Genomic DNA, 9463 nt, shown 5'->3' with positions numbered 1-9463 from the left:
CGAGCGCTCACGCGTCCTCGGCGCGGCCCTGGCGCCAGTAGCCCATGAACGCGACGGCCTTGCGGTCCATGCCGCGCTCGGAGACCAGGTGGCGGCGCAGCCGCTTGATCACCGCGGCCTCGCCGGCCAGCCAGGCGTAGCAGGGGCCGTCGCCCTCCTCGGGGACCTCCCAGAGGATCTCGGCGTCGACGTCGACCTCCTCGGGCTCGACGCCTGCCGTACCGCTCGGGAGCAGCCGGGCGGCGGCCTGCTCGACGGCGGGCACCAGGCGGCTGCCCCACTCCTCGTGGCCGCGGGCCAGCCAGGTGACCTTCACCGCGCTCGCGGAGACGATCGGCTGGGCGTCGCTCTCGTGCGGGACCTCCAGCAGCGCCTCGCCGGTGATGTGCGCGGGCAGGCGCTCCAGGATGCCGATGATCGCCGGGACGGCGGTCTCGTCGCCGGCCAGCAGCACCGTCGCGAAACCGGTGGGCGGGTGGAACTCCAGGCCGCCGTGGGCGCCCTCGAAGCGGGCGTCGGGGCCGAACAGCCCGGCCTCGGAGCCCGGTTCGGCGCTCGCGATCCAGCGGGCGGCGGGTCCGGGCGTGCCGGCGGCGTCGTCGTGCAGGACGACGTCGATGTCGACCTCGGACAGTTCGGGGCGGACCGCGCGGACGGTGTAGGTGCGCAGCGGGTTGCGCTCCTCGCCTTGGGCGTACCACTGCTTGAACCAGTCGGCGCCGCGCGGGAAGCGCGAGACGCCCGTGCCGGGGAGCGGCAGGATCAGCTTGATGCGCTGGTCGTAGCCGTTGTCCGCGAACTCGTGCAGATCCTCACCGGTGAAGGTCACTCGCAGGAACGACGGGCTGAGCCGCTGCAGGCTCCGGACCCGGACGTCAAACGCGCGAAAGGCGTCAGCCACCACAACTCCTTACTTAGGCAAGGCTAACCTACACCGATCAGCGCAGGTAGGAAAGCCTTGCCTAAGTCAGGAGCAAAACTCCCAGATCGTCCGGGTGAGCAACTCGGTGAGCCGGTCGAGGGAGTCGAGCTCCACCCATTCGGTGGCCGCGTGCGCGCCGCCGCCGTCCACGCCGACCAGCAGGCACGGGATGCCCGCCCCGGCCAGCAGGGCGCAGTCGGTCCAGAACGGCTCGGCCCGGATGACCGGCGGCCGGCCCAGCACCTGCTCGGCCTGGGCCAGCACGGTCCGCACGATCGCCGCCTCGCGGTCGGCCTCGAAGGGCTCGCGGCGCAGCCCGGGTTCGAGGCGGTAGGCGAAGCCGGGCACGGTCGCGGCGAGCCGGTCGAGGATGGCGGCCAGTTCCGCCTCCGGCCGCTCACCCGGCACCGTGCGGCGCTCGACGGTGATCCGGCAGGCCGCCGGATAGCTGGAGGCCTCCTCGCCGCCGCGGATCAGCGAGGCGTGCACGCTGCCCCGGCCCAGCAGCGGATGCGCCGGACCGGCGGCCAGCCGCTCGCCCCACTCCTCGATCGCGACCAGGAAGTGCCCGGCCTTGGCGATGGCGTCCACGCCCAGGTCGGGGCGCGAGCCGTGCGCGGCGACCCCCTCCACGACGACGTCGAACCAGGCGAAGCCCTTGTGCGCGAGGGTGATCTCCAGGTGGCTGGGCTCAGTGACGATCGCCGCGTCGGCGCTGAAGCCGCGCAGGACCTCCTCGGTGCCGGCGCTGGAGTGCTCCTCGTCGGCCACGCAGCAGACCAGCAGGTCGCCGCGGAGCGGACCGGCCGCGACCGCCCGGGCGGCGGCGGTCATCATGGCGGCGAGGCCGCTCTTCATGTCGAACGCGCCCCTGCCGTACAGCCGGCCGTCCTCGACGCGTGGCGCGAGCGGGTCGCCGTCGTAGCCGGCCAGGGTGACGGTGTCGAGGTGGCCGTTGAGCATCAGCGCCGGGCCGCCGCCGCTCCCCCGCGCGACGGCGACGACCGACGGGCGGCCGGGGCGCTCCTCCAGCCAGGTGATCTCGAACCCGCGCTCGGCCAGCCAGCCCGCGCAGTAGTCGGCGATCGCGGCCTCACCGGAGCCGCCGGGGACCAGGTCGGGGTTGACCGAGTCGACGACGATCAGCCGGCGCAGCAGTTCGACCTGGTCTGGCATGGGTCCTCCGGGGGATGGCGTTTTCCTCCCACCGTGCCCGGACGACGCTCACCGATCAAGGCATGCGGCCGCCATCCTCGTCATGCGGTCTCGGTCAGGCGGCGGTAGACGGGGCACTGGGCGAAATCGTCGGCCGTGCACTCCATCAGATGCTCGATGAGCGCCTTGGAGGCCGCGATCTCCGCGAGCCGCCGCTCCAGCTCGGCGTGGTGCCGCTGGAGCAACGCCTGCCGCTCGGCCCGGCCGGTGCGGGTCAGCACCTCCCGGATCTGGTCCAGGCTCATCCCGGCCGCCTTCGCCCGCAGGATCGTCACCACCCGGACGACGTGGTCGTGCGTGTAGCGGCGACGCCCGTTGATCCGGTCGGCGGGCGACAGCAGCCCCACCGACTCCCAGTGCCGCAGCACGTGCGGAGCCAGATCGAACCGCTCGGCGAGCTCACCGATCCGCATCGTCGCCTCGCTTGACTTCATGTTGACATTAACTTGCAGACTTGCTCTCCCGTCAAGATTTTTCGGAGGCAAGACATGTTCGACGCCGTCATCGTCGGCGGCGGCCCGGCCGGGCTGGCCGCCGCCCTCACCCTCGGCCGGGTCCACCGGCAGGTGCTCGTGATCGACGCCGGCCAGGGCCGCAACGCGCCCGCCGCCCAGGTGCACAACTTCCTCACCCGGGACGGCACTCCCCCGGCCGAGCTGCGCGCCCTCGCCCACGCTGAACTGGCGGCCTACCCCACCGTGCGGATGGCCACCGGCACCGTCGTCCGTGCCTTGGACGGCGAGGGTTTCCGCCTGGAGCTGTCCACCGGCGAGAGCGTGGGAGCACGTCGGCTCGTGCTGGCCACCGGGCTCGCCGACGACCTGCCCGGGCCGCGCGGGGTTGCCGAGCTGTGGGGCCGCACCGCGGTGCACTGCCCCTACTGCCACGGCTACGAGTGCACCGGCCGGCGGGTGGCGGTGCTGGGGGCCGAGCTTTCCCGGGTACGGCTGGCGCTGCACCTGAGCCGGTTCGCCGCCGACGTCGTGCTCTGCACCGACGGGCACCCGCTCTCCGCCGACGTGCGGGCCATCTTGGAGACGAGCGGGGTCGGTGTGCGGTGCGAGCCCGTCGCCCGGCTCGAAGGGGCGGACGGGCTGCTGGAGCAGGTCGTGTTCGAGTCCGGGCCGTCCTTGGCGCGGGACGTGGTGTTCGTCGTCAACGTGCCGCGCCAGCGGTCCGACCTGGCCGCCCGGCTCGGCTGCGCGGTGTTCGACGACGGGTGCGTCGAGGTGGACGACCTCGGCCGCACCAGCGTGCGCGGCGTGTACGCGGCCGGCGACATGGCCCGCCGGGCCGGCATGCCGGTGCCCATGGCCGCCGTCATCGCCGCCGCCGCCAGCGGCACCATCGCCGCCGCCGCCCTGGACCAGGACCTCCTCACCACCGACCACCCCCTCCCCAGCCCCTCCTCCCACGCCCCCTCTTCGCCCGACCCCCTCCTGCAGGAGACCCCGCCCCTTTCCTTCTCCCACACCCCCGCCTCACCCGACCCCCTTCTGGACGGGTCCCGGGAGACCTCGCCCCTCTTCTCCCGGGAAGGGGGTCAGGGCGCATGATCCTGCTCACCACGCGTGGCAACGTCCCCCTGGCCACGGCCGGCCTGCTGCTCGGCATGCTGCTGTCGGTCCTCGACCAGACCGTGGTGGCCCTGGCCCTGCCGGCCATCGCCACCGACCTCGGCGGCCTGGACGCGGTCGGCTGGATAGTCACCGCCTACGTCCTGGCCTCCACCGCGACGGGAGCGCTGTACGGCAGGGTCAGCGACCGCTTCGGCCGCCGCCCGGTGTTCCTCGCCGCCCTCGCCGTCTTCGTCGCCGGCTCCGCCCTCTGCGGCCTCGCCGCGTCGACACCGCAGCTCATCGCCGCCAGGACCCTCCAGGGCATCGGCGCCGGAGCCCTGTTCGTCCTCCCCGCGACCACCTTGTCCGAGCTGTACCCGCAACGCCTCCGCAGCAAAGTGCAAGGCTTCACCGGCGGCGTGTTCGCCCTCGCCGGCGTCGGCGGCCCGCTGGCCGGCGGCGCGATCACGGACGCCTGGGGCTGGCGGTGGATCTTCTTCGTCAACCTCCCCCTGGGCCTGCTCGCCATGGCCCTCACCGCGGCCGGCCTGCGCCTGCCCGGAAGCAGGGCGAAGGTCCGGATCGACCTCACCGGAGCCGCCCTGCTGACGGGGGCCGTGGTCGGCCTGCTGCTGGTCGCCGAGTGGGGCGGCCGGGAGCACGCCTGGGGCTCGCCCGCGATCCTGGGCCTGCTCGGCGCGGTGGTGGCGCTGTCGGTGCTGTTCGTCCGGCGCCAGCGCCGCACCGCCGACGCTCTGCTCCCGGTGCGGTTGTTCGCCGGCCCGGTCCTGCGCGCCGCCCTCCCCGCCGCCGGGCTGCTCGGCGCGTTGCTCGGCGGCTCGATCGTCTACCTGCCCACCTACCTCCAGGCCGCGTACGGCATGAGCGCCACCCAGGCCGGCCTGGCGCTCATGCCGTACGTGCTGACCTTCATGGCGGTCTCCTCGCTGGCCGGAGCCCGGATCACCGCCGGCGCCCGGGTCAAGCCCGTCCTGCTGACCGGCTCGGCCGTGGTGGTGCTGGGCTTCCTCCTGCTCAGCCGCCTCACGCCCGGCCTGCCGTACGGCTGGGCGGCCCTCGGGCTGGCCGTCCTGGGGCTCGGCTTCGGCCTCCTGATGCAGAACCTGGTCGTCGTGGCGCAGAACGCGGTCCCCCCGGCCGACCTGGCCGCCACCACCTCGGCCGTGGTGTCGGTCCGCGGCCTGGGCCTGTCGATGGGCGTCTCGCTCTTCGGCGCCCTCCTCGCCCGGGAACACGCCGTCCCTGCCGCGGCCATCCCGGCCGTCCTCTTCTGGGGCGTTCCCGTAGCCGTCGCGCTGGTGGCGCTGGTGGCCCTCCTGCCCGGCCCTCGGCCCGCCATGGAACGCGGTGGAACGCCTTCCGGAGGTGAACCATGACCTGAGGAGCCGCCCCATGCCACGCACCGCCCGAATCGTCATCGCCGCCGTGATCGCGCTGGCCGCGGCAGGAGCTCTGGCCGGGGCGATCCTCGGCGGGCTCAACTGGGGGTTCGCCCTGCTGCTGGTGTCCGGCGGGCTGCTGACTGTCGTCAAGGTCTGGGAGTCGTAGCCCACGCGGGTGTTCCCGCATGTCACGCCGGGCATAACAAGATCCTATAGGAAATCGTAGGGTACACTCCGATCAGACTGGGTGTCAGGTTGGGAGAAAGCCTCTGACCCCCCAGGAGCCAGCCATGGAGGAGACCCCGAAGGGCCTCACCCGCAAGACGTTGTTCAAGGCGGCGATCGTGGCCGCCCCGCTCCCGCTGCTGGTGCCGCAGCTTCCCGCGCTGGCCCGCACCATGGAGGAGCCGCTCACCCCCACGCCCTTCTGCGACGACGGCGACGACCCCACGCCCCCGCAGACCGAGGGGCCCTACTTCAAGCCGAGCTCGCCCCGCCGTACCTCCCTGATCACCTCCACCACGCCGGGCGTGCGGCTGACGGTCAGCGGGTTCGTCTTCGGGCTGGCCTGCCAGCCGATCGCCAACGCGCTGCTGGACTTCTGGCAGGCGGACAACAACGGCGCCTACGACAACACCGGCTACAACTTCCGCGGGCACCAGTTCTCCGACGCCACCGGCGCCTTCCGGCTCACCACGATCGTGCCCGGCCTCTACCCCGGCCGTACCCGGCACATCCACGTCAAGGTCCAGGCGCCCGGGCGGCCCGTGCTCACCACGCAGCTCTACTTCCCCGGCGAGCCGCGCAACAGCACCGACACGATCTTCAACCCGGCGCTGCTCATGAACGTCCGTACCGTCGGCAACGCCCGTGAGGCGACCTTCGACTTCGTCCTCAACGTGCCCGGCACGCCCCCCACCAGCCCGCCGCCCACCAGCCCGCCCCCGAGCAGCCCGCCGCCCGGCGGTGGGACCTGGGCGGCGGGCACGGCCTACGCCGCCGGCGCCACCGTCACGTACGGCGGAGCCTCCTACCGCTGCCTGCAGGCGCACACGGCGCAGGTCGGCTGGGAGCCGCCCAACGTGCCGGCGCTCTGGCGGCGGGTCTGACCCTGGAGACCGGACTGCCGCCCATCGTTCCCCTCGGCCGGCGGCTCGCCGGGCGGCAGTCCTTTCCGGGTAGCTCCTTCGCGCACTTGGACGTGGGGGAGGTGCGTCCCACCCTTCACCCCTGGGGGCTCGCGGCCGCGCCGGGACCAGGCGGAGCCCGGCGCGACCTCCTCCCGACCTCCGACGTGACCCCTAGTGGTGTAGCCCACTCCTGACCCGGGTCCTTCCGATGCGACCCTCTACCGATACCGCCCTCTCCCTATGCGGGCCTCTCCAGTGCGGGCCCCCTGCTGGTGCGGCCCCCTCCCGGTGCGGCCCCCTCCTGGTGCGGCCCCCTCCTGGTGCGGCCCCCTTCTGGTGCGGCCTTGTGGGGTTTCCGGTCGGAACCCTTGCCTGAGACGCCGAGCAGGTCGAGTGCGTCTCCCTGTTCGCGGCACGGGTCTCCGCCGACTCATCACCCCCGGCGGAGCCTCCCAAAGTCAGGCCGCTCTGCCGCACCAACGGCCGTCCCACCCCGCTCGGCCCAGCCACGTCCGCGCCCAGCCTGACGCCCGTCACCCCTGCGCGACCCCGCCCCCCGAGCCCCCCTCGGTGACCCCGACCGGGAACACGTCGAAGTGCACGACCACCCGAGCCGTCTCCGCCGGGGACTCGCGACGCTCCGCCGCCACCCGGAACCGGTCGAGCACCTCCAGTACCTCCGACGCCATCTCATGCATCTCGGCCGAGGTCAACCGCAACGACCGCCGCCCCAGCACACTGCCCCGCACCCACTCCTCAGGCGTGGACGCGGCCTCCTGCCGCCACCGGGCCAGTTCCTCAGCCCTCTGCCCGAGGGTGCGGTCGATGAGCAACTGAGCCGCGTGTACGGCTCCCGCGTCCGGCTCCTTCCACGGCTCGCCGGTCGAAAAGCCTCCTGGGGTGATCCGCCAGTACTTCTCCTTCCCCCGCCCCAGGCCCTCCGCGATCTCGATCATGTCGTGCCGAGCCAGTTCCCGCAGGTGGTAGCTGGTCGCACCGGTGTTCTCGTCGAGCAGACCCGCCAGCTTGGTCGCGGTCAGGGGCCCGTGCTCCTCCAGCAGCTCGTAGATCCTCAGCCGGAGGGGGTGGGCGAACGACTTCAGCGCCGCCCCGGTCAACTTCCGCGCCGCCGCCCCCACCACCCCCGCTCCCACCGAACCCGTCGCCCCCGTCGCCCCCACAACCCCCGCCCCCACCGAACCCGTCGCCCCCACAACCCCCGCCCCCACTGGACCCGTCGCCCCCGCCGCCCGCGCCGGACCCGCCGCCCTCGACGAGCTCGACGAGCTCGACGAGCCTGCCGCCCCGCCGGGGGCAGGGGCCGTCGCCGCTTGGGCCCCGGATACGGCCGCGCCCGGAACACCTCCGAGCGCGCCCGCGCCCTGAACGGCCACAGGTGCCGCCAGAACCGGATCAGCCCGGGATGTCGGCGACTCCGAAGCGAGCTCGGGCGAGAGCGGACCTGGGCTGAGCTCGGGCGAGAGCGGACCTGGGGTCAGCTCGGGCGAGAGCGGACTTGGGGTGGGCTCGGGCGAGAGCGGACTTGGGGTGGGCTCGGGCGAGGGCGGCGACACGGCCCCCGAGCGGGACGGAGAGCCTGGCACGACTTCAGGACCGGAAGGAGCGGGCGAGGAGGTGGACGGGCGGGGCGGGGATCCCGGTGCGACCTTGGGATCGGGATCGGGAGCGGCGGGCGAGGAAGCGGGCGTCCCGGGTGGGAGGGCCGACGGGCGTTCGGCGGACGAGGTGGACGACGGGGCGGACGAGGTGGACGACGGGGCGGACGAGGTGGACGACGGAGTGGACGACGGAGTGGACGACGGAGTGGACGACGGAGTGGACGACGGAGTGGACGACGGGGTGGGCGGGGTCATGGGTCCACGCTAGTCGCCCGGATATCGGCTTGCAAAGGAAAGTGTGCATAGATAGCTTTGCAAAGGAAGATTTGCACAAGCTGCTACGAAGAGGTTCCTGTGCGGGCGTTCAGACATCTGTTGGTTTCCACGGCCACGTCCAACCTGGCGGACGGGCTGCTCAAGGTGGGCGCGCCGCTCCTGGCCGTGACGATGACCAGGTCCCCCACGCTGGTGTCGCTGGTGGGGATGGCCACCACGCTGCCGTGGCTGCTGCTCGCCCTGCACGCGGGCGCGATCGCCGACCGGGGCGACAGGCGGCGGATCATGATGGCGGCGGGCCTGGTGCGCACGGCGACGCTGGGGACGGCGACGGTGCTGGCGTTGTGCGGGTGGCTGAGCCTCCCCCTGCTGGTGGCGGCGGTGTTGCTGGCGGGTGTGTCGGAGGTGTTCGCCGACACCTCGGCCCAGGCGGTGTTGCCGATGGCGGTCCCGCGCGAGCGGCTGACGCACGCCAACGGCCAGGTGGTGGGCGTGCAGACGATCGGCAACGACTTCGTCGGCGCCCCGCTGGCCGGCCTGCTGGTGGCGCTGGTCCCGGTGGCGGTGATCGGGGCGCCGGCCCTGCTGTACGGCCTGGCGGCACTGGCCCTGGTGGGGATGCGCGGCACCTACCGGCCGGAGAACCCGTCGACCGGCCCCCTGCGCCGCGACATCGCCTCAGGGCTGCGGTACCTGCGCGAGCACAGGTTCCTCCGCACGCTGGCCATCTCCGCCGGCCTGCTGAACTTCGCCAACGCCGCCTACTTCGCGGTGTTCATCCTGTGGGCGGTCGGCGCGGGCTCGCGGATCGGCATGGAGCCCGCGGCGTACGGCCTGGTGATGACCACGCTGGCGGTCGGCGCGCTGGTCGGCTCGCAGGTGGCGAGCCGGGTGGCCGCGGCGCTGGGCGACGGGCGCACGCTGGCGGCGGTGTGGACGCTGAGCAGCCTGCTCCTGCTGGTCCCGGTCCTGTACCCCACCCCGTGGGCCCTGTACGTGACCGGCGCCCTGCTGGGGGTCACCGGCGCGGCGGGCAACGTGATCGTGATCTCGATGCGCCAGCGCATCATCCCGGAGGAACTGCTCGGCCGGGTGAACTCCGCCTACCGCCTGATCGGCATGGGCGGCAGCCCGCTCGGGGCGCTCGCCGGCGGGCTGGTCGGCGAGGCGTACGGGCTGCCGGCGGTGTTCGTGTCGGCCGTGGTGGTGTGCTTGATCGCGGTCGCGCTGATTTCGCCCCGACTGATTTCCCGCCCCCTGACCTGCACCACCGTCGTTTCCGGCATATCCGGATCACGGTAAGTGTCCCCCGGGCCGTGATCAGGTGACATGATTACGA

At 73.2% G+C, this 9463-nt stretch carries 10 protein-coding genes; 6 read left to right on the top strand and 4 right to left on the bottom strand.

The window, feature by feature from the left end; genetic code table 11:
• Window positions 1-7 precede the first annotated feature (7 nt).
• From AB0I67_RS18790 to AB0I67_RS18780, 3 genes are all read right to left on the bottom strand, one after another.
• A complete protein-coding gene (locus AB0I67_RS18790) occupies window positions 8-901 on the bottom strand; it encodes a siderophore-interacting protein (RefSeq protein ID WP_357924774.1) in 894 nt (297 codons plus the stop codon).
• Window positions 902-967: 66 nt separating this feature from the next.
• Entirely contained in the window at window positions 968-2098 is a 1131-nt protein-coding gene (locus AB0I67_RS18785; RefSeq protein ID WP_357924772.1) for a M20/M25/M40 family metallo-hydrolase, read from the bottom strand.
• An 80-nt stretch (window positions 2099-2178) separates the two neighbouring features.
• The gene (locus AB0I67_RS18780; RefSeq protein WP_357924769.1) at window positions 2179-2571 is read right to left on the bottom strand and encodes a MerR family transcriptional regulator; all 393 of its coding nucleotides are present in this window, start codon (window positions 2569-2571) and stop codon (window positions 2179-2181) included.
• Window positions 2572-2625: 54 nt separating this feature from the next.
• Here AB0I67_RS18780 and AB0I67_RS18775 point away from each other — a divergent pair, with 54 nt between their 5' ends.
• The 4 genes from AB0I67_RS18775 to AB0I67_RS18760 all read left to right on the top strand — a co-directional run bounded on the left by AB0I67_RS18775 (window position 2626) and on the right by AB0I67_RS18760 (window position 6208).
• Window positions 2626-3693 (top strand): NAD(P)/FAD-dependent oxidoreductase, encoded by a 1068-nt coding sequence (locus tag AB0I67_RS18775; protein ID WP_357924767.1) that lies wholly within the window; start codon window positions 2626-2628, stop codon window positions 3691-3693.
• Window positions 3690-5093 carry a DHA2 family efflux MFS transporter permease subunit gene (locus AB0I67_RS18770; protein WP_357924764.1) on the top strand — a complete coding sequence of 468 codons (1404 nt, stop codon included), beginning with the start codon at window positions 3690-3692 and terminating at the stop codon, window positions 5091-5093. Before AB0I67_RS18775 ends, AB0I67_RS18770 begins: the two co-directional genes overlap by 4 nt.
• A gap of 16 nt (window positions 5094-5109) precedes the next feature.
• Window positions 5110-5265: a hypothetical protein gene (locus tag AB0I67_RS18765; RefSeq protein ID WP_357924761.1), complete on the top strand. Its 156-nt coding sequence runs from the start codon at window positions 5110-5112 to the stop codon at window positions 5263-5265.
• A gap of 124 nt (window positions 5266-5389) precedes the next feature.
• Window positions 5390-6208, top strand: a complete 819-nt coding sequence (locus AB0I67_RS18760) for a carbohydrate-binding protein (protein ID WP_357924759.1) — start codon at window positions 5390-5392, stop codon at window positions 6206-6208.
• Between the two features lie 554 nt (window positions 6209-6762).
• Here the strand turns inward: AB0I67_RS18760 and AB0I67_RS18755 are convergent.
• Window positions 6763-7383: a helix-turn-helix domain-containing protein gene (locus AB0I67_RS18755; protein ID WP_357924756.1), complete on the bottom strand. Its 621-nt coding sequence runs from the start codon at window positions 7381-7383 to the stop codon at window positions 6763-6765.
• Between the two features lie 514 nt (window positions 7384-7897).
• Here AB0I67_RS18755 and AB0I67_RS18750 point away from each other — a divergent pair.
• Both AB0I67_RS18750 and AB0I67_RS18745 read left to right on the top strand, forming a co-directional pair.
• Window positions 7898-8116, top strand: coding sequence for a hypothetical protein (locus tag AB0I67_RS18750; protein WP_357924754.1), 219 nt, complete (start codon window positions 7898-7900; stop codon window positions 8114-8116).
• Window positions 8117-8202: 86 nt separating this feature from the next.
• Window positions 8203-9426: an MFS transporter gene (locus AB0I67_RS18745; RefSeq protein WP_357924751.1), complete on the top strand. Its 1224-nt coding sequence runs from the start codon at window positions 8203-8205 to the stop codon at window positions 9424-9426.
• The last annotated feature ends 37 nt before the right edge of the window (window positions 9427-9463 follow it).

Source organism: Nonomuraea sp. NPDC050310, assembly GCF_040655795.1.
Taxonomy (GTDB): domain Bacteria; phylum Actinomycetota; class Actinomycetes; order Streptosporangiales; family Streptosporangiaceae; genus Nonomuraea.
Note: the sequence above shows the minus strand (reverse complement) of the source record. Positions and strands in the feature narration are given on the sequence as shown.